The sequence below is a fragment of the Nonomuraea sp. NPDC003754 genome (assembly GCF_053605785.1).
The window spans coordinates 98,113-118,092 of record NZ_JBSGJX010000021.1 but is presented as its reverse complement, the minus strand read 5'-3'; the positions used below and the strand labels follow the sequence as shown (position 1 = coordinate 118,092).

Genomic DNA, 19,980 nt, shown 5'->3' with positions numbered 1-19,980 from the left:
ACATCTGATGTCTGATAACTCTAGTGCGGAGTTCTCCTCAGAGTAAGGGGATCACCTCCCATGAGTTCCGTGCTGTTCACCCATATCCATCCCCATGACCTGCTGGTCGTCGACGGCCGCATCGCCGACCCCGCGACCGCTCCAGAGAACACCATGATCGTGGACGGCAAGGGCGCCCTCGCGCTGCCCAGCCCCGTCGACGCGCACATCCATCCCGACAAGACGACGTGGGGCCGGCCCTGGCTGAGCCGTGCCCACGCCGAGACCCTCATGGACCTCATCGAGGGCGACGTGCGCGCCCGCGCGGCCATGACCGCGTCGGTGGCCGAGCGGGCCGGGGCGCTGATGGACACCGCCATCGCCCGCGGGACCCGGGCCTGGCGCGCCCATGTGGACGTGGCCCCCGTCTACGGCCTGGCCAACGTGCACGGTGTGTACGAGGCCGCACAGGCCCGCAAGGACCTGCTCGACGTCCAGATCGTCGCCTTCCCCCAGCTCGGCCTGCTCACCAGGCCGGGCACGGCCGAGCTGATCGAACGCTCCCTCACCGAGGGCGCCGACGTGATCGGCGGCCTGGACCCCGTCGGCATCGACGGCGACCTGCACGGCCACCTCGACGTGCTGTTCGGCATCGCCGAGCGCACGGGCGCGCCGATCGACATCCACCTGCACGACCGCGGCGAGCAGGGCCTGGCCCAGGTCAGGGAGATCGCCCGCCGCGCGGCCGGCCATCCCGTCACCATCAGCCACGCCTTCTGCCTCGGCGAGGACACGGCCGGCAGCAGGGCGGCCGACGAGCAGCTCGCGCGTTCCGGCGTCGCGCTGGCCACCTGCGCGCTCGGCGCCGACCCGGTGCTGCCCGTCGGCCCGCTCACCAGGGCGGGCGTGCTGCTGGCCGCGGGCTCCGACGGCGTCCGCGACCCGTGGACGCCCTTCGGCGACGGCGACATGATCGCGCGGGCGCACCTGCTCGCCTATCGCACCGACGCCCGTACCGACGAGGAGCTGGCCGCCTGCTACGCGGTCGCCGCGCACGGGGGCGCCGCGCTCCTCGGTCTGGAGCGGGTCGATCTCCAGGTCGGCGACCCCGCCGACTTCCTGCTGGTACAGGCCGGCTCGCTCGCCGAGGTCGTCGTGGACCGGCCCGTTCCCCAGTTCGTCGTCCGCGGCGGTGCCGTGATCGCCCAGGACGGACATCTCCTCGAAAGGTCCCCTCGATGATCCGTCGTGCCGTACCTGTCGCCGGGCTCGTCCTGGCCCTCGCCGCCTGTGGCGGCGCTCCGCAGCAGCAGCAGGCGCCGGCGCAGGACAAGCCCGCCGCCCTCGACCTGAAGACCTCCACCACCGCGGCCGCCAAGGGCCTGGACCAGGTGACGTGGAACCTGCCCTACGAGCCGCAGACGATCGACCCGATCCGGTCGTTCAACTACGCGGAGAACACCGCGCTGGCCAACATGTGCGAGAGCCTGCTGCGGCTCACGCCCGACTTCGAGATCAAGCCGGGCCTGGCGGAGAAGGCCGACAACCCCACGCCGACGACCTGGGTCTACACGATCAGGAAGGGCGTGAAGTTCTGGGACGGCAAGGAGCTGACCGCCAAGGACGTGGCCGCCAGCCTGAAGCGGCACCTCGACCCGGCGCTCGGCACCTGGTGGGGCGACTACTTCCACACCGTCGAGTCGGTCGAGGCCACCGGGCCGATGCAGGTCACGGTGACGCTGAAGCAGCCCGACGTGCTGTTCAACCAGGCCATGGCCACGGCGGCGGGCGCCGTCGTGTCGGCGGAGTTCGCCGCGAAGAAGGACCTGGGCTCGCCCACCACCGGTGTCATGTGCACCGGGCCGTTCGCCTTCAAGGGCTGGAAGCCGGGCGACTCGCTCACGCTCACCCGCAACGACTCCTACTGGGACACCACGCTCGCCGCCAAGTCGAAGGAACTGGTCTTCCGCTTCATCGCCGACGAGACCACCGCGGTCAACGCGCTGCGCTCGGGCGAGGTGGACGGCCAGTACTTCTACCTGCCGCCCGCCGGCCTGGCCCAGCTGCGCGAGTCCACGACGGGGTCGGTGACGCTGGGCAGGTCGCTGACGTTCTGGACGCTGCTCAGCGCCGCCAAGTCCGGCCCCTACGCCGACCCGAAGGTCCGCCAGGCGCTCTCGCTCGCCCTCGACAGGGCCGCCATCTCCAAGGTCGTCTTCCAGGGGACCGCCGCCCCGCAGCGCGCGCTGGCCGGCGCGGAGTACTGGGGCTACGAGCAGAACACCTTCAAGCAGGCCTACGACGCCCTGCCGCCGGAGACCCAGGACCTGGCCAAGGCCAAGCAGCTGCTGACCGAGGCGGGCACGCCGACCCAGCCGATCACCATCGGCATCCAGGGCAGCGCCGCCACCCACGAGCAGACCGCCAACCTCATCAAGGCCACAGGTGAGGCGCTCGGCCTGAAGATCGACATCAAGGTCATCCCGGTCGAGCAGTACGGCAACCTCTACAGCGACCCCAAGGCGCGCGAGGGCATCGACGCCTTCTTCTCCACCTGGTACGGCAACGTGCCAGACCCGCTCGACATCTACACGGTCTTCCTGGCGGGCGGCAGGACGAACTTCAACGACTACCCCGCGGTCGACGCCGACATCAAGAAGGCCAGGGCGGAGTACGACCCGGTCGCCCGCGCCGCGCTGGTCACCGGCATCCAGGACAAGGTCACCCGCGACGTGGCGTGGATGCCGCTGAACAACCTGCCGGTGATCCTCTACATGAACAACAGGGTCACGGGCGCGGTCGCGTCCTTCCCCTACCTGTACTACCCGTGGGCCGCCGGGCTGGGCGCCAAGTGAGATTCGCGTTGAAGCGGCTGGCAGGGCTCGTCGTGGTCCTGCTGGTCGCCTCCTTCCTCGTCTACGGCCTGCTGTACCTGGTGCCGGGCGGCCCGATGGCCTTCCTGCTCGGCAACCGGAGCGGCACTCCCGAGCAGATCGCCGCCATCCGGGCCCAGTACCACCTCGACGACCCGTTTTTCGTGCGCTACGTCTCGTGGCTGCGCGACGCGCTGACCGGCGACCTCGGCAGCTCGCTGGTCTACCGGCAGGAGGTCTCGGCGCTGATCGGCTCGCGCGTGGCCACCACCATCCTGCTGGTGGTCTACGCGACCGTGCTGATCTCCGTCGGCGGCGTCGCGATGGGCCTGCTGGCGGGCCTGCGCGGCGGCCGGGTGGAGAGCGCCGTCGGCGTGCTGACCTCCGTCCTGCTGGCCACGCCGCCGTTCGTGGTCGGCGTGCTCCTGGTGATCGTCTTCGCGCTCGGCCTCGGCTGGTTCCCCGTCTTCGGGGCGGGCGACGGCCTGCTCGACCGCCTCTACCACCTGACCCTGCCGGCGATCACGCTGAGCCTGGCCAGCGCCGCCTTCCTGGCCCGCATCACCCGCGCCTCCGTCCGGGAGGAGCTGGGCCGCGAGCACGTCGAGACGGCCCGCGCCCGCGGCTTCGCCGAGCGGCACATCGTCCGGCGGCACGTGCTGCGCAACGCCTCGATCCCGGTCGTGACCGTGACCGGGCTCAACGTCGCCGGCCTGATCGCCGGCTCGGTCGTCGTGGAGAACATCTTCGCCCTCGACGGGCTCGGCTCGCTGTTCGTCCGGGCGATCCTGCAGCGCGACTTCGCCATCGTCCAGGCGGTGGTGCTCGTGCTCGTGACCGCCTTCGTCCTGATCAACCTCCTGGTGGACCTGTGCTACTCAGCTCTCGATCCGCGCCTGTCGCGGTGACCCGCCTGGGCGGCCTGGGTACGGCGTCCGCCGTCCTGCTGGCCGCCGTGGCGGCGACGACCCTGCTGGCGCCGCTCCTGGCGCCCTACGACCCTGACTTCCCCGACCTGATGAACGCGCTGAGCGGCAGCACGGCCGCACACCCGCTGGGCGCCGACGCGCTCGGCCGCGACGTGCTGTCCAGGCTCATGTACGGCGCGCGGACCACGCTCATCGGCCCCCTTCTGATCATCTGCGTCTCCAGCGTGGCCGGCACCGCGCTGGCGATCACCGCGGCGTGGGCGGGCGGCCGGGTCGACGCGGTGATCTCCCGGCTGCTCGACATCCTGTTCGCGGTGCCCGGCATCGTCTTCGCTCTGGTCACGGTGGCCGTCCTCGGTCCCGGCATCCCAGGCGTGGTCACCGGGCTGGCCGTGGCGTACACGCCGTACGTGGCCAGGGTGGTCCGGTCGGCGGCGCTGCGCGAGCGGAGCCTGCCGTACGTGGCGGCGGCGTGGGTGCAGGGCCGCTCCGCCTTCGCCATCTGCACCCGCCACCTGCTGCCGAACCTGCGGCCCATCATCGTGGCCCAGTCGGTGTCGGCGCTGGGCTTCGCGGTGATCGACGTGGCCGCCGTCTCCTTCCTGGGGCTAGGCGTCCAGCCGCCGACCGCCGACTGGGGGTTGATGGTCAAGAGCGGGCTGGACAGCGCGCAGCGCGGCCAGCCGCTGGAGGCGATCGCGGCAGGCGTGATGATCGCGCTGGTCGTCGCCGCCGTGAACATGCTGGGCGACCGGCTGGGGAGGCGGCGATGAGCCTGCTGTCGATCGAGAAGCTGGCACTGGCCGTTCCGGCCGGAGGCGAGTGGAAGACGCTGGTGGAGGAGGTCGACCTGACGATCGGCCGCGGCGAGGCCGTCGGCCTGGTCGGGGAGTCGGGCTCGGGCAAGTCGATGACCGCCCGCGCCGTCATCGGGCTCACCCCGCCGGGCGCCAGGATCACCGGGAAGATCCTCTTCGACGGCGTGCCGGTGCCCTCCGGCAGGGCACTGCGCGAGCTGCGGGCCCGGCGGGTCGCGATGATCTTCCAGGACCCGCGGGCGCACATCAACCCGGTGCGCAGCGTCGGCGACTTCCTGACCGAGGCCATGGTGACCAACCTGGGCGTCCCCGCCCGGGAGGCGGGCGCGCGTGCCGTACGGCTGCTCGAGGAGGTCGGCATCGGCGACGGGGCGCGGCGGCTGCGGCAGTACCCGCACGAGCTGTCGGGCGGGCTGCTGCAACGGGTGATGATCGCCTCGGTGCTGGCCGCGGAACCCGACCTGATCCTGGCCGACGAGCCCACGACCGCGCTCGACGTGACCACCCAGTCGGAGGTCATGGCGATCCTGGACGAGCTGCGGCGCGAACGCGGCATGGCGATGCTGCTGATCACGCACGACCTGGAGCTGGCCGCCGCCACCTGCGACCGGCTCGCGGTCATGTACGCCGGCCGGATCGTCGAGGCCCGGCCCGCCGACGCGCTCACCGCCACGCCCCTGCACCCCTACACCAGCGGCCTGCTCCGCTCCCGCCCCAGCCTGGAGCGGGTCGCGCGGCGGCTGCCGGTCATCCCGGGACGGCCCGTGGCCGCCTTCGAAGCCGACCGGGGATGCGCGTTCGCGCCACGCTGCGAGCACGCGCAGTCCTCGTGCGGCGCGGACCGGCCCGCCTTCGACGGCACGGTCGCCTGCTCCCGCGCGGCCGAGCTGACCCTTCAGGGGGAGTCATGACCGGGCTCGCCGAGCTCACCAGGAGACAGCGCACCTCGGTCATGAGGCCGGCGAAGGAGGACTCATGACGGTGATCAGCGCCGAAGGGCTGCGCAAGGTGTACGGCGAGGCGGTCGCCGTCCAGGAGGTGTCGTTCACCGTCGAGGAGGGCCAGTCGCTGGCCATCGTCGGCGAGTCGGGATCGGGCAAGACCACGGTCGCCAGGATGCTGCTCGGCCTGGAGACGCCCACCAGCGGGACGATCACCGTCTGCGGACGGCCGCGCCCGCCGGGAAGGGTCTCGTCGAAGGAGCGGCGCAGGCGCGCCAGGGAGATCCAGATCGTCTTCCAGGACCCCTACTCCTCGCTGGACAAGCTGCAGCGGATCGGCGACGTCATCGCCACCAGCCTGTCGCTGCACTTCCCGCTCACCCCCGCCGAGCTGCGCAGGCGCACCCTGGAGCTGCTGGAGTCGGTCGGCCTGGCCGAACGGCACGCCGCCATGCTGCCCAGGCAGCTGTCGGGCGGTCAGCGGCAGCGCGTGGCCATCGCCAGGGCCATCGCCGTCGAGCCGCGCGTCCTGGTGCTGGACGAGGCGGTCGCCGCGCTCGACGTCTCGATCCAGGCCCAGATCCTCAACCTGCTGGCCGACATCCGCGAGCGGGGCGAGATCAGCTACGTCTTCATCTCACATGACCTGGCCGTCGTCAACCAGATCAGCGACACGGCCATCGTGATGCACAAGGGCGCGGTCGTGGAGCGCGGTCCCACCGCGGACCTGCTGCGCGACCCTCGGGAGGACTACACCAGGGCCCTGCTGGCCGCCGTCCCCCGTCCCGGCTGGAAACCGACCCGGAGAAACAGGACACCGTGAGCACCACCACTCTCGTCACCGCGTCGTACGTCGTCGGCTTCGACGGCAGCGACCACGTCATCCACCGCGACGGCTGCGTCGTCTACGCGGGCGACTCGATCGTCCACGTCGGAGCCGCCTACGAGGGACCCGTCGACGAGGTGATCGACGCGGGGGAGGCGATCGTCGGGCCCGGCTTCATCGACCTCGACGCGCTGTCCGACATCGACCACGCGATCCTCGACACCTGGCACGCCTCCTCCGACGGGCTGACCTGGTCCCTCGACTACGCCACCACCCGCAGGGCGGCGGTCTTCCCCCTGGAGGACACGCTGTTCATGCGGGAGTACGCGCTCACCCAGCTCATCCGCAACGGCATCACCACCGCGATGCCGATCGCCGCCGAGACCCACAGCGCGTGGGCGGAGTCCTACGAGGAGTTCGCGGGCATCGCCGAGATCGCCGGACGGCTCGGCCTGCGCATGTACCTCGGCCCGAGCTACCGCTCCGGCGTGCCCGTCCTGGCCGGCGGCCGGCGCGACGTCCACTGGGAGCCGGACCTGGGCGAGAAGGGGCTGGCCGACGCGGTCAGGTTCGCGCGCGACGTCGACGGCACCTACGGCGGGCGGCTGCGCGGCGCGCTGCTGCCGTGCCGCATCGAGACCCTCACCCTCGACCTGATGCGTGCCACCGCGCGGGCGGCCGAGGAGCTCGACTGCCTGGTGCGGCTGCACTGCATGCAGAGCTTGACGGAGCTGCGGCTGCTGCGGGACTGGCACGGCAGGCACCCGCTCGACGTGCTGGACGAGGTCGGGCTGCTCGGCCCGCGCCTGCTCATCCCGCACGCGCTCTACACCGGCACGCCCGACGCGCCGTTCGAGGGCTCGCCCGAGCGGCTGGCGTCACCGGCGGGCATCGTGCACTGCCCGCTGACCATGGCCAGGTACGGCGACGCGCTGCGCGACTTCGACCGCTACCGGGCGGCCGGGGTGAACGTGGCGCTGGGCACCGACTCGTTCCCGCCGGACATGATCCGCAACATGGACTACGGCACCAACCTGGCCAAGCTGGTCACGGGGCGGCTGGAGGCGGGATCGGCGGCCGACTACTACCGGGCGGCGACGCTGAACGGGGCCAGGGCGCTGGGCCGTACGGACCTGGGCAGGCTGGCGCCGGGCGCGAAGGCGGACCTGATCGTGGTGGATCTGTCGGGGCCGAGGACCGGGCCCGTCGACGACCCGATCAGGACGCTGCTGATGAACTGCTCGGGCGCCGACGTCTCCACCGTCGTGATCGACGGGCGGGTCGTGATGCGGGACGGGGTCATCCCCGGCGTGGACGAGGAGGCGTTCAGGCGGCGGGCGCAGGCGTACTTCGAGCGGATGAAGGCCGCCTACCCGGTGCGCGACCACCTGCGCCGCCCGGTCGAGGAGCTGTTCCCGCCGTCGTTCCGCGTGCTCTGAGTAGTTGTAATCGTCATTTACGGGTAATCGCCGACGGGTCAACCGTCCAGGCGTCTATGATCATGCCCGCTGTAAAGCAATATGTCAGGACATATGGCTATATGGAGGGCACGATGAGTATCCGACTACGGGCGATCACCCTGTTATTGGTCGCCCTGGGAGGCGCCGCGGCGGCCGGCGCGCCGACCGCCGCGGCGACCGCGCAGAAATCCGTCACGTTCGCGTCCACGCAGGACAGCTACGTCAGCGAGGCCGGCCCGGCGAAGACTCACAACACCGTCACCTGGCTGTCGGTCTGCACCACGTCGTGCGACGGCGCGAAGGCCTCCGAACGCGGCGCCTTCATCCGCTTCGACGTCAAGGACGTGCCCGACAACGCGGTCAACGTCAAGATGACGCTCGACGTCCAGTCTGTCAGGACCACCGACACCACCCTCGAGGCGCGCCCGGTCACCGGCCAGTGGTCGGCCGAGACGCTCACCTTCGACAACCGCCCGAGCGTCGGCGAGGTGATCGCCACCCAGCAGGGCCTGACCGCCGGCGGCACGGCGAAGCTGGACGTGTCCTCCGCCTTCACCGGCAACCGCACCTACGACTTCGCGCTGACCTCGCCGTCCGGCGCCCACGGCGTGCTCCACTCCTCGCGTGCCACCTCCGGCCAGGGCCCCAAGCTGTCGATCAGCTATGACACCGAGGCGGCCACGCCCGCCGGCCCGCTGCCGTTCACCATGCCCTCGCTGGCGACGCTGCGCTCCTCCGAGCGCAAGGTCTTCGCCCACTACTTCACGCCGTACCCGCTCTCCCTGAACAACAAGGCCGGCGCGGACGACTACTACACCAAGCACTACCTGAACCCCGACGGTGAGAGCGGCAAGCACGCCGCCTACGGCGGCCTGCTCAGGGACCGCCCGCTGCCCCGCGGCGTCCTGTCCGGCGACTGGCAGGTCCAGGACATGAAGAAGGAGGTCCAGACCGCCGCCGCGGCCGGCCTGGACGGCTTCACCGTGGACATCCTCTCCCTCACCAGCGCCCACTGGGACCGGCTGCAGGCCCTGATCAAGGCGGCCGAGGCGGTCGACCCCGACTTCAAGATCGTCCTGATGCCCGACATGACCGCGCTGAAGACCGACGCCGCCACCCTCGCCGCCGCCATGGCCAAGCTGGCCGGCTCCACGTCCGTCTACCGCCTGGCCGACAAGCGCCTGGTGATCTCGCCGTTCAAGGCCGAGGCCCAGACGGCCGCGTGGTGGCAGAACTTCATGAAGATCATGAAGAGCTCGCACGGCATCTCGGTCGCCTTCGTCCCGGTGTTCCTCAACTTCCCCTCCAACGCCGCCGCCTTCGCGCCGATCAGCTACGGCTTCTCCAACTGGGGCAACCGCAGTCCGAGCGGGCAGAGCGGCCTGGCCGCCAACATCGCCAAGGCCCACGGCCTCGACAAGATCTGGATGCAGCCGGTGTCCGTCCAGGACGAGCGGCCCAACCAGGCGATCTACGACGAGGCCAACAACACCGAGAACCTGCGTCTCACCTGGGAGAAGTCCATCTCCGATGAGGCCGACTGGATCCAGCTCACCACCTGGAACGACTTCTCCGAAGGCACCCAGTTCACCCCGTCGGTGCACAACGGCGGCGCCTACCTGGACATCTCCTCCTACTACCTGACCTGGTTCAAGACCGGCAAGGCTCCGGCGATCGTCCGTGACACCCTCTACCTGACCCACCGCACGCAGTTCGCCGCGGCCAGGCCGACCTCGGGCACGCAGACCAGGTTCATGGCGCCGCGCGCCGGCACCAGCGCCCCGCGCGACACGGTCGAGGTGCTGTCCTTCCTCACCCGCGCCGCCACCGTCAAGGCGAGCATCGGCGGGGCCGACAAGACGTACGCGGCCCAGGCCGGCGTCCAGGCCAAGACGTTCCCCCTGGCGTACGGGACGAACAAGGCGTCGGTCGGCGCCGTGACCGTCACCTCCCCGTGGCAGGTCAAGAAGGACTTCACCGTCCAGGACCTGCAGTACCACGCGGTCAGCAGCGGCCGGAAGTGACCCCTGGTGCGGGCCTCCGCGAGGGGCCCGCACCCCTTCCCGGCCCGCGCCTGGTCGGGTGACCGGCCCGCGCCTGGTCGGGTGACCGGCCCGCGCCTGGTCGGGTGACCGGCCCGCGCCTGCTCGCTCCGGGCGCGGGCCTGCCGTGGGCGCCGACGACGGCCTTCGCCCTCGCTCCCCGTAAGATCCGCTGCCATGGATCGCCCGAACCTGCCCGAAAGCCTCAAGCTGCTGCTGTCCGACGAGCCCGTCCTCGACCTGTACTCCTACGGTCCCTGGCGGGTCCCCGACGGCCTGTACGAGCAGGTGCGGGCGCGGGCGGCCGAGCTGAACGACGACCCCGCCGCCGAGGCGCTCGCGGTCGAGCTGCCGGCGTTCCTGGCCGAGGGCACCACGGTCATCGGCGCCGAACTGTGGTACCTGCTGCAGTACCTCGTCGGGTCGGTGGCCGTGTGCGCCGGGTCGGCGTGCGACCTGGCGTACGAGACGATGAGCGACTTCGTCGCCGAGCCGCGACGGCCCAACCGCGGCTGGACGTGGTCGTCGGCCGACACGCCCTTCCTGCCCCCGGCGTACTGGCTGATGGACGGCACCGGCGACGACCCCGAACTGCGCGAGCTGGCCTTCGGGGTGGCGCGCCGCTGCCTGGACGTCTTCGCCGGCATCGAGCCGCTCGAACCGCGGCGCAGGGCGCTCATCGAGCTGCACGACCTGCGCGCCGCCGACCCGGCGCTGGCCAAGGAGGACCTGCTCGCACCCGTGGAGGAGCTGCCCAGGCGGTGGGCCGCGCGCGCGGAGGCGCGCCAGCTGGCCGTCCTGCCCGAGCTTCTCGGGCCCGCCGGGCACCTCGACTGGGCCTGCTCCGGCCTGCTGGCCGCGCACACCCGGCTCATCGAGAACGTGCCGGGGGCGACGAGCTCCGGACCGCTGCCCGGCTCCCCGTTCGCCTTCGAGCAAGAGGTGACACTGGCGTGCCTCCTGGCGCAGGCGGAGGTGCCCGAGGTGCCGGCCGAACTCGCCGTCACCCTCGGACTGGCGCGCTTCGCCGAGGTCCAGGCGCTGTTCTCGCGGCTGCGCGAGAACTTCGACGCCGACGGCTGGCACGCGCTGGTGCGCTCGTGGCTGGCCCGCGGGGTGCTGGCGGGCGAGACGGAGGCCTGCCGCGCCTGGCTCGACATGGCCATCAGGGTGACCGGCTCGGTCCAGGGGCTGCCGGGGCCGGCGGTGAACCCGACCAGTTCCATCCCCGTCGGCGCCTTCCAGCGGGACGTGCGCGTGCTGTGCGCGCCGCGCAGGGCGGTCAACCCGCTGGTGGCCACGTTCGCCGCGGGCCGTACCGGACAGCCCGGCCGGGCCGGGGAACTGGTCGGCCAGCCGGAGCTGGCCGAGGCGATCGGCGACGCCGTCTCCGCCGGATGGCACGGCGACAGGCGCCCGGCGCGGCTGCTGCTCGCCGGGCCCGAGAGCACGGGCCGCATGACGGCGGCCGACCTGCTGCGGCGCTCGCTGGCGACCGCCGACGGGCCCGCCGAGGTCGTCCACATCTCCGACCTGGTCTTCTCCGGCATGAGCGCCGGAGAGGCCGCGCTGTACGTGATGTCGCGCACCCGCGAGCTCGGCGCCGGCGACCTGCTGGTGGTGCAGGGCCTCGACCGGATCGGCGAGTACGGCCGGTGCGGCGCGGTCGCCCTCGAGGAACTCCGCAGGGCGCTGCGCAGGAGTCCGGGTGTCCACGTCGTCGCCACGTGCGCGCCGGGCGGGGACGAGCGGATCGCGCGGGCCAATCCGGCGCTGCACCACGAGTTCCGGGTCGCCCGCACCCGCGAGTTCACCCACGAGGAGCGGGCCGAGCTGTTCCACCGGGCGGTCGCCAGGCGCGGCGCGACGGCGAGCGGCGACGCCGCCGAGGCCGCGGCCGAGCTCGCGGGCGCGGGATCGCAGAACCTGCGTGGCGCCCGCCTCACGGACCGGCTGGCCGAGCACGCGGTACGGGCCGCCCGCGAGCGCGGCTCGGCGAGCGTCACCATCGCCGACCTGCCCGCCGCCCCCGGCGGCCCGCGCGCGAGCCTGGACGGCTGCCTGGGGCTCGAGCCGGTCAAGGCCGAGATCGCCCTGGTCGTGGCCGAGGCGCGGGCCGCCAGGCTGCGGCGCGAGGCCGGCACGCCGGGCCTGGCCAGGCCGCCGCACCTGGCGTTCACCGGACGTCCCGGCACCGGCAAGACGATGGTGGCGGCACTGCTCGGCCGCATGCTCGGAGAGCTCGGACTGCTGTCGTCCGGCCATCTGGTCAGCATCGGCCGCGCCGACCTGGCGGGCAGGCACGGCGGCGACGCCGCGGCCGGCGTCCGGCGGGCCGTCGACCGCGCGCTCGGCGGCGTGCTGTGCGTCGAGAACGCGGGCGACCTGGCCGGCCCCGGCACGGACAGCGACAGGGCGCGCAGCCGCGACGTCGTCGACGCGCTGGTCGCGGCGCTCAGCGCCCACCCCGACGACCTGGTGGTGGTCCTGTGCGGGCCCGACGGGGCCGTCAACGGGCTGCTCAGGTCCTCGGCCGAGCTGGCCGAGCACTTCCCCAGGGTGGTCCGCTTCCCCGACCTCACCGCCGAGCAGGCCGTGTCCCTCTACGAGAGCAGGGCGGCCGCGGCCGGGTTCACGCTCGGCGAGGGGGTCGCGGCCAGGGTGCTGCGGATCGTCAGGTCGGCACGTCCCGACGCGGCTGGCGCCCGGCTGGCGCTGCGGCTGCTGGAGCGTACGGTGGCCCGGCAGTCGCGGCGGGTGATGGCGGGCGGCGCGCTCGGCGGGGGCGGGTCGCTGCACGAGATCCTGGTCGAGGACGTGCCGTCCAGCGCCGTGGACGCCACCGCGGCGGGCACGACGGACATCACCGGGGACAGCACCGGGGACGGCACGGGGGACGGCACCGGGGCGGGCTGGGTTGACGGCGCCCCCGCCGCGCCGGCCGGCCCGGCGGGTGACCCGATGACGGCCATCGACGCGCTGGTCGGCCTGGAGCCGGTCAAGCGCGAGGTGCGGTTGCTGACGGCCGAGGCCGCGGCGGACCGGCTCCGCAGGCAGGCGGGCCTGCCGATCGTCTCGCCCGCCCGGCACCTGGTGTTCGCCGGCAACCCCGGCACCGCCAAGACGACGGTCGCCAGGCTGGTCGCCGCCGCGTACGCGCGGCTGGGCGTGCTGTCGTCCGGCCACCTGGTCGAGGTCTCCCACGCCGACCTGATCGCCGAGTACATCGGCCAGACCGCGCCGAAGGTCAGGGCCGCGGTCGAGAGCGCGATCGGCGGCGTGCTGTTCATCGACGAGGCGTACGCGCTGACGCCCGGCGGCTCGCACAACTCCTACGGCCCGGAGGCGATCGCCGAACTGCTGCGCCTGATGGAGGAGCACAGGGACGACCTGGTCGTCATCGCCGCCGGCTACGACGGCAGGATGGCGGAGTTCCTGGCCGCCAATCCCGGGCTGGCTTCCCGCTTTCCGACCACGGTCCGCTTTCCCGACTACAGCGAGGACGAGCTGGTCGCGATCTTCGAGAGCATGGCGGCCGGCGCCGGTCTCGTCCTGGAGGCAGGGGTGCGCGAGCAGGTCCGCCAGGCGCTGCGGGCCGTCCCGCGCGGCGAGTCGTTCGGCAACGGCCGGGTCGTCCGCAACCTGCTGGAGCGGGCGATGGCGCTGCAGGCCGAACGCGTCATGGCGGGGCAGGACCCGACGGCCGAGGACATCAGGATCCTGCTCCCCGGGGACATCCCCGCCGGGCGGACGCCCGCGACCGGCGACGCGGGCACCGGCCAGTACCTGTGACGGCACGCACCCTCAGTCTGGCCCGCCTCTCCGTCCCGCCTCTCCGCCCTGCCTGTCCTCGGGCCAGGCCGTCGCTCCGCCCCGACCGTCTTCGACGACCAGGATCGGCCTCGGGCTGCAGCGTTTCGGTCACTTAACGCGTCCACTAAAGCGCGAGACGTGGCCGGAGCGAGGTTCATAGCATCGTTGCTATGAGCTGCCGCTGCTAGGAGAGCCCTACACGAAGCAGCTTGACGGCAAGCTACGTGAGCTTCGGTTCCATCTCGACGAGTTCGCGGTGCGCATCACCTACTGGATCGCGCCTGGTCGCCGGATCGTGCTCTTGACCGTGTTCCACAAGACGCGGGTTCGGGAACGTAGGGAGGTCGAGCGGGCTCGGCGGGCGATGCGCCGTTGCGTCGAGTCGGCGCACACCGTCGACGAGGAGGGAGGAGCGGCATGAGCGAGCAGGGAAGCTGGCGAGAGCTCAGGGATCGCCGGATGGCCGAGCCGGGTGCAGCCGAGGCGTACGAGGCCGCGCGCCTGGCCTACGACCTGGGCAGGACGGTCCGAGCGATGCGCGAAGGGCGGGGCTGGAGCCAGAACGACCTGGCCCGCGAGGCCGGCATGACCCAATCGGCGGTGGCGCGGTTCGAAGCGGGCGGAACCGTCCCCACGTTGCCGGTCCTGGAGCGCTTGGCACGCGCCTTGGACGCGGATGTCGAGGTCCGCCTGACGCCCAAGGCGCCGGCTGCCTGACGACCTCCGCGTCCGTATTAAGACCGGCCTCACCGACCGAGACGTGCGCTTGACGGTCTCGGCGGCCGTGCCGCCGCAACTTGCGTCACCGCACGAGGGCGGGTATCGCCGGGCTGCTTCCCTGATCGCCGTGTGATCCATCGGGCACGACCGAGGGCACTGATCGCACTTTGTGCGTGGCGTGGACACGACGATGGCGGCCATGCAGCGTCGCGGGCCGTCGGCCGTGAACCGGGAAACGTCATGGCCCCGCACCAAGTTCTGCGGTCCGGTCTTGCCATGCCGTGCTCAGCGGGCACAGTGAGCATGTGGGGCATGCATCGCTGAGGGTGTTCTTCGCGATCCACTGGGCGCTGCCGGGCGCGGCGGCGGTCACCGCGGGTCTGCTGTTCGGCCACCATCCGCTCCTGGTGGCCGGGGCGGTGCTGGCCTGCGTGGCGCTGCGACCCGTCCACACGGGGGCGGTCCTGCGGACGGTGATCGTGGTGGTCCTGCTGTCGCCGTTATGGTCGGCCGCGCTCGACCTCTACGCATGGACGGTGACCAAGGTCATCGACGGCCTGGAGTTCGTCGGCACGTTTCCGTCGGTCTTCCTGCGGATCCCCGGCTACCTGATCTACGTCATTCTGTTCCTGATCATCGCCACCGGGGCCGGATTTCTCCAGGTCAAGCTCATCCTCACCCCGTTGTTCGCGCTCATCGAGCTGGAGAGCCGTGGCCGGCAGTCCTCCCGCGACCGGCGGGCCGCCCGCGTCATGAGCCTCGTCGCGGATCCCACCGGAGGGCCGCCGCCGCGCTTCTCGCTCTACCTGCGGCCGTTCGCGACCACGGGCCGCCTGGCCAGCAACTCCGTGGGCGTGCAGGCGAGCGCCAGCGAGCAGCCCGGCAACATCCAGACCGACTTCGAGGCGATCCTGGCCGCCGCCTTTCCCGCCCACCGGCCGCTGATCGCGCTCGGCGTGCCAGGCGCGCTACTGCCCACTCACCCCGAAGGGGTGCAGACCTGGCCGATCAACCACACCTGGGACATCCCCGGCACCGGCAAGGTGGCGTGCACGGACAGTGACTGGCAGGACAAGGTCAAGCTGCTCGCCAGGCAGGCCGAGCTGATCGTGATCGTCCCGCTGGCCTTCGCCGGGACGGTATGGGAGATCAGGTGGCTGCACGCGAACCGGCTGCTGGACAAGTGCGTCTTCGTGATGCCGGCGACCATGGAGGGCGCGCGCGACTACTCCCCGGACTGGGAGGCGGCCACCCGGGTGCTGAGGTCGCTCGGCGTCCGTCCGCCCGCCTACCGGGACTCGGGGCAGCTGCTCATGGTCGCGAAGGGCCACAACGTGATGCGCTCGCTGCCGTCCTTCGTCCACGCCCCGCTGCCGCGCGCCACCGCTCTGCTGCTGCAGTTCGCCTTCCTCCGCCGGAGAGGGCGCGAGCTCACCGAAGACCGGCGGTGACCGCTCCGGCGGGTGACCGCACGGGGACCGCTCCCGACGGTCCCCGACCGTGACCGCCCCCGACGGTGACCGGTCCGGTGGAGAGCCTCTCGGGCGGCCCACCGGGAAGGACCGTGCCGTCAGGGGAGCAGCTTGTCCAGGGACTTGCCGATGCGTTTCTCCGAGACCGGCGTCGGGGTGCCGAGGGTCTGGGCGAAGAAGCTGACCCGCAGCTCCTCGATCATCCACCGGATCTCCAGCACGTCGGCGTCGCCCCGTCGGGCGGGCGGCAGCTTGTCGAGCACGTCGAGGTAGTCGTCCTCGACCCGGTGCACCTTGTCCATCCACTCGACGTCGCGCCACGGCTCCTCCGGCAGCTTGGCCAGCCGCCGGTCGATTGCCCGGATATATCGGGAAATGTCGGTGAGGCGGGCGGCGCCGGTCGCCGTGATGAAGCCGGGATGGACCAGCTTGCCCAACTGCTCGCGCACGTCCTCCGTGGAAGCGGACGAGCGCAGCGCCCCCAGCTTCAGGTTGACGTCGTGCCAGGCGGCCAGGATCTGCTCGACCTTCGCCAGGATCTCGGCCGCGGTGTCGTACAGCTCGGCCCGCACGTGCTGGTAGAGCCGGTCGAAGGAGACCGGGTCCCAGGCGGGCCCGCCGACGTCGCGCATCAGCTTGTCCACGGCCGCGTTGACCACGTCCTCGAACAGCGCCACCGCCCCGCCGTGCGGCGAGCGCGACAGCGCCAGCTTCGCCTGGTTGGACAGGCCCCCGAGCAGCGCCTTGGCGGGCGAGGTCACGTTCAGCAGCAGCAGCCGTCTGGTGCCCAGCCACATCGCCCTGCGCTGCTCGGCCTCCGTCTCGAAGATCTTCACCGAGACCGAGGCGCCCGCGTCGACCAGCGCGGGATAGCCCTTCATCCGGCCCTGCTCGAACACCTTCGGCAGCGTCGCGATGCTCCAGGTGGTCAGCCCCGTACGTTCCAGGTCGTCGCCGGCCGCCGACAGCGTCTGCCGCAGCCTGGGGGCCAGGCGTTTCTTCAGCGCGTCGAGGTCCTTGTCCTCGGCGATGGTCCGCTTGCGCTCGTCGACCACCCGGTAGGTGACGCGCAGGTGGTCGGGCAGCTGGTCGATCTGCCACGCCTCGCGCGGCACCCGTACCCCCGTCAGCCGCAGCAGCTCCCGCTCCAGCGCCTCCAGCAGCGGCTCGCCACCGGCCTTGACGTGCTGGAGCACCTGCTTGGCGTAGTTGGGCGCGGGCACGAAGTTGCGCCTGATGTTCTTGGGCAGCGACCTGATGAGCGCGGTGACGAGCTCCTCGCGTAGGCCGGGGATCTGCCAGTCGAAGCCGTCGGCGCTGACCTGGTTGAGCACCTGCAGCGGGACGTGCACGGTGACGCCGTCGGCCTCGGTGCCCGGCTCGAACTGGTAGGTCAGCTTCATCCGCTGGCCGAGCTGCCGCCAGGTGTCGGGGTAGTCGCGGGCGCTGACGTCCGCGCCCTCGTTGACCAGCATCTCGGGGGAGAAGGTCAGCAGCGACTTGTCCTGCTGCTTCTTCCACCAGGCGTCGAAGTGCCCGGCCGAGACCACGTCGGCGGGCACCCGCTGGTCGTAGAAGTCGAACAGCGCCTCGTCGTCGACCATGATGTCGCGGCGGCGGGCGCGGTTCTCCAGCTCCTCGACCTCCTCCAGCAGCCGCCGGTTCTCGCGCAGGAAGGCGTGGTGGGTGTCCCAGTCGCCCTCGACGAGCGCGTGCCTGATGAACAGCTCACGCGACAGCTCCGGATCGATCTTCCCGTAGCCGACCTTGCGGCCGACCACGAGCGGCACGCCGTACAGGGTGACCTTCTCCAGGGCGACGACCGCGCCCTGCTTCTTCTCCCAGTGCGGCTCGGAGTAGGTGCGCTTGACCAGGTGCTGGGCCAGCGGCTCGACCCAGTCGGGCTCGATCTTGGCGTTGACCCGCGCCCACAGCCGGCTGGTCTCCACCAGCTCGGCCGACATCACCCACGCGGGCTGCTTCCTCGCCAGCGCCGAGCCGGGGAAGATGGCGAAGCGCGCGTTGCGCGCCCCGATGTACTCCTGGAGGGGCCTGCGTCCGTCACCGGACTTCTTGTCGACGACGTCCTTGACGCCCAGGTGCGACAGCAGCCCGACCAGCAGCGAGACGTGGATCTGGTACGGCGAGGCGTCCTGGCCGTTGGGATGGGCGCCGAGCGCCTGCCGTAGCTGGCTGTAGATGTCCTGCCACTCGCGCACCCGCAGGTAGTTGAGGTACTCGGTCTTGCACAGCCGCCGGAACGCGCTGGAGGACAGCTCCTTCTGCTTCTCCCGCAGGTAGTTCCACAGGTTGAGGTAGGACAGGAAGTCGGACTCGGGGTCGGCGAAGCGACGGTGCTTCTCGTCGGCCTGCTGCTGCTTGTCGGAGGGCCGCTCGCGCGGGTCCTGGATCGACAGCGCGGCGGCGATCACCATGACCTCGCGCACGCAGCCGTTCTTGTCCGCCTCGAGCACCATGCGGGCCAGACGCGGGTCGACCGGCAGCGTGGCCAGCCTGCGCCCCATCGGGGTCAGGCCGCCCGCGGCGTCGAAGGCGCCCAGCTCCTGCAGCAGGTTGACGCCGTCGCGCACCTGCCGCTGGTCCGGCGGCTCCACGAAGGGGAAGGCGGCGATGTCGCCGAGGCCGATCGTGGTCATCTGCAGGATGACGCTGGCCAGGTTCGTGCGCAGGATCTCCGGGTCGGTGAACTCGGGCCTGGCGAGGAAGTCCTCCTCCTCGTAGAGGCGGATGCAGATGCCGTCGGAGGTACGGCCGCAGCGGCCCTTGCGCTGGTTGGCGGAGGCCTGCGAGATCGCCTCGATCGGCAGGCGCTGCACCTTGGTGCGGTGGCTGTAGCGGGAGATGCGGGCGTAGCCGGGGTCCACGACGTACTTGATGCCGGGCACGGTCAGCGACGTCTCGGCCACGTTGGTGGCCAGCACGATCCTGCGGCCGGTGTGCGACTGGAAGACCCGGTGCTGCTCGGCGGCCGACAGCCGCGCGTACAGAGGGAGGATCTCGGTGTTGCGGAAGTCGGCCTTGGACAGCGCGTCGAAGGCGTCGCGGATCTCCCGCTCGCCGGACAGGAACACCAGGATGTCGCCCTGCCCCTCGAGCACCAGCTCCTTGCAGGCGTGGACGATGCCCTGGGTCTGGTCGTCGTCCTCGGACAGCGGCCGGTAGCGCACCTCGACCGGGTAGGTCCGGCCCGACACCTCGATGATCGGCGCGTCGTCGAAGTGGCGGGAGAAACGCTCGGGGTCGATCGTGGCGCTGGTGATGACGACCTTGAGATCCGGCCGCCTGGGCAGCAGCTGCTTGACGTAGCCGAGGATGAAGTCGATGTTGAGGCTGCGCTCGTGGGCCTCGTCGATGATCAGCGTGTCGTACTGCTCGAGCAGCCGGTCGTTCTGCAGCTCGGCCAGCAGGATGCCGTCGGTCATCAGCTTGACGAGCGTGTTGTCGCTCGCCTTGTCGGTGAAGCGCACCTTGTAGCCGACGACGTCGCCGAGCTGGGTGTCGAGCTCCTCGGCGATGCGCTCGGCGACCGTACGGGCGGCGATCCGGCGCGGCTGGGTGTGGCCGATGACACCGCGCACGCCGCGGCCCAGCTCCAGGCAGATCTTCGGGATCTGGGTCGTCTTCCCCGAACCCGTCTCACCGGCGATGATCACGACCTGGTTGTCGCGGATCGCCTCCAGGATGTCGTCCTTGTGCTGCGAGACGGGCAGGTTGTCCGGGTACCGGATCGTGGGGACCACCTCGCGGCGGCGGGTCACGCGCTGCTCGGCACGTTCCACGTCGGCGAGGATCTCCGCGGCGATCTTCTGTTGCGCTTCGCGGGAGCGTACCCGGCGCGCGCCGTCGAGCCTGCGCCGAAGGCGCCGCTGGTCGCGCGGCATCAACGCGGGCAGGCGTGACTGGAGGTCGGTGAGCGAGGAGATCAAGGAAGGCGTTCCCATACTGCTATCAGGATATGCGTGCGGATCAACCGCTCATCGTGCCGGACTCATTCCCGCGCTCGCATCCCAATTACTCCCGCCCTCCGAGCGACCGGGATGCCACCCGCCCGAGCGGCTGGGATGCCACCCTCCCGAGCGGCCGGGA

At 71.5% G+C, this 19,980-nt stretch carries 13 protein-coding genes; 12 read left to right on the top strand and 1 reads right to left on the bottom strand.

Annotated features, from left to right (window positions below; all coding sequences use genetic code 11):
* Positions 1-60 precede the first annotated feature (60 nt).
* From ACWEVS_RS25565 to ACWEVS_RS25510, 12 genes are all read left to right on the top strand, one after another.
* Positions 61-1,221 carry an amidohydrolase gene (locus tag ACWEVS_RS25565; RefSeq protein ID WP_452553678.1) on the top strand — a complete coding sequence of 387 codons (1,161 nt, stop codon included), beginning with the start codon at positions 61-63 and terminating at the stop codon, positions 1,219-1,221.
* Entirely contained in the window at positions 1,218-2,834 is a 1,617-nt protein-coding gene (locus ACWEVS_RS25560) for an ABC transporter substrate-binding protein (RefSeq protein ID WP_452414335.1), read from the top strand. Before ACWEVS_RS25565 ends, ACWEVS_RS25560 begins: the two co-directional genes overlap by 4 nt.
* Positions 2,831-3,760: an ABC transporter permease gene (locus ACWEVS_RS25555; RefSeq protein WP_452414333.1), complete on the top strand. Its 930-nt coding sequence runs from the start codon at positions 2,831-2,833 to the stop codon at positions 3,758-3,760. Before ACWEVS_RS25560 ends, ACWEVS_RS25555 begins: the two co-directional genes overlap by 4 nt.
* Positions 3,757-4,554 (top strand): ABC transporter permease, encoded by a 798-nt coding sequence (locus ACWEVS_RS25550; RefSeq protein ID WP_449924792.1) that lies wholly within the window; start codon positions 3,757-3,759, stop codon positions 4,552-4,554. Before ACWEVS_RS25555 ends, ACWEVS_RS25550 begins: the two co-directional genes overlap by 4 nt.
* On the top strand, positions 4,551-5,510 hold the full coding sequence (locus ACWEVS_RS25545) for an ABC transporter ATP-binding protein (protein WP_452553676.1): 960 nt from the start codon (positions 4,551-4,553) through the stop codon (positions 5,508-5,510). Before ACWEVS_RS25550 ends, ACWEVS_RS25545 begins: the two co-directional genes overlap by 4 nt.
* A gap of 64 nt (positions 5,511-5,574) precedes the next feature.
* A complete protein-coding gene (locus ACWEVS_RS25540; protein ID WP_354904799.1) occupies positions 5,575-6,363 on the top strand; it encodes an ABC transporter ATP-binding protein in 789 nt (262 codons plus the stop codon).
* Positions 6,360-7,805, top strand: a complete 1,446-nt coding sequence (locus ACWEVS_RS25535) for an amidohydrolase family protein (protein WP_452553674.1) — start codon at positions 6,360-6,362, stop codon at positions 7,803-7,805. The genes ACWEVS_RS25540 and ACWEVS_RS25535 overlap by 4 nt, the downstream gene beginning before the upstream one ends.
* Positions 7,806-7,918: 113 nt before the next feature.
* On the top strand, positions 7,919-9,850 hold the full coding sequence (locus tag ACWEVS_RS25530; protein ID WP_452553672.1) for an endo-1,3-alpha-glucanase family glycosylhydrolase: 1,932 nt from the start codon (positions 7,919-7,921) through the stop codon (positions 9,848-9,850).
* Between the two features lie 195 nt (positions 9,851-10,045).
* Complete coding sequence (locus tag ACWEVS_RS25525; RefSeq protein ID WP_452553670.1) at positions 10,046-13,660, top strand: AAA family ATPase; 3,615 nt, start codon at positions 10,046-10,048, stop codon at positions 13,658-13,660.
* A 196-nt stretch (positions 13,661-13,856) separates the two neighbouring features.
* Positions 13,857-14,102, top strand: a complete 246-nt coding sequence (locus ACWEVS_RS25520; RefSeq protein ID WP_452553731.1) for a type II toxin-antitoxin system RelE/ParE family toxin — start codon at positions 13,857-13,859, stop codon at positions 14,100-14,102.
* Positions 14,099-14,398 (top strand): helix-turn-helix domain-containing protein, encoded by a 300-nt coding sequence (locus ACWEVS_RS25515; protein WP_449924778.1) that lies wholly within the window; start codon positions 14,099-14,101, stop codon positions 14,396-14,398. Before ACWEVS_RS25520 ends, ACWEVS_RS25515 begins: the two co-directional genes overlap by 4 nt.
* Before the next feature lie 308 nt (positions 14,399-14,706).
* Positions 14,707-15,852, top strand: a complete 1,146-nt coding sequence (locus tag ACWEVS_RS25510) for a hypothetical protein (protein WP_452553668.1) — start codon at positions 14,707-14,709, stop codon at positions 15,850-15,852.
* A gap of 119 nt (positions 15,853-15,971) precedes the next feature.
* Here ACWEVS_RS25510 and hrpA read toward each other — a convergent pair whose 3' ends face one another.
* On the bottom strand, positions 15,972-19,835 hold the full coding sequence (gene hrpA, locus ACWEVS_RS25505; RefSeq protein WP_449924773.1) for an ATP-dependent RNA helicase HrpA: 3,864 nt from the start codon (positions 19,833-19,835) through the stop codon (positions 15,972-15,974).
* Positions 19,836-19,980: the final 145 nt, after the last annotated feature.